General features: G+C 77.5%; 1 protein-coding gene. It reads left to right on the top strand.

The window, feature by feature from the left end:
- Positions 1-795, top strand: a 795-nt coding sequence (locus GQS09_RS28330; RefSeq protein ID WP_279577815.1) for a lipid II flippase MurJ, incomplete at both ends; no start/stop codon positions are given.

Below are 795 nucleotides of genomic sequence, written 5' to 3'. Positions count from 1 at the left end.
GCGCCGCTGCCGTGCGGGGGCAGCACGGTGCCGCACTGCCGGAGGCCCTGACCGCCTCCGGCGCCGCCGCCCCGCCGGACGGCGTTTCCGGTGCGCCGCGCGGGGCCGCCCGGCGGGCGGCGGTGGCAGCGGTGGTGGCACCCGTGGTGCTGTTCGCGCTCAGCCGCCAGGCTCAGGTACTGGTGGAACGTTTCCTCGCCTCCGCCCTCCCGCCCGGCGCCATCTCCCACCTCAACTACGCGCAGAAGATCGCACAGCTGCCCATGACGCTGTCGCTGATGATCTGCACGGTCACCCTCCCCCTGGTCGCCCGGGCCATCGCCGAGGGCGACACCCGCACCGCCGGCCGCCGGGTGGAGCGCGACCTGACCCTCGCCTCCGCCCTGGTCCTGCTCGGTGCCGCCTACGTCGTGGCGCTCGCGCCGCAGCTCGTCGAACTCCTCTTCCAGCGCGGTGCCTTCGACGCCACCGCCACCGCCGCCACCGCGGCGGTGATGCGGGTCTACGCGCTCGGCCTGCTCGGCCACACCCTGGTCGGCACGCTGGTCCGCCCCTTCTTCGCCGCCGCCCGCCCCACCTGGTACCCGCTCGCCGCGATGGCCGCCGGCCTGCTGCTCACGGTGGTGGCCGGCGCGGTGGCGGTGCCCGCCTGGGGTGCCCCCGGCATGGCCGCCGCCAACGCGGCCGGCATCACCGTCACCGCCGCGCTGCTGCTGCACGGGCTGCGGCGCCGGATGCTGCCGCTGCGGCTGGGCCGGGTGCTGGGCACCCTCGCCCGGCTGCTGCCCGCCGCCG

The sequence above is a fragment of the Streptomyces sp. YIM 98790 genome (assembly GCF_011421595.1).
Taxonomy (GTDB): domain Bacteria; phylum Actinomycetota; class Actinomycetes; order Streptomycetales; family Streptomycetaceae; genus Streptomyces.
The sequence above is the reverse complement of the archived record's forward strand: the minus strand, read 5'-3'. Positions and strand labels throughout refer to the sequence as shown.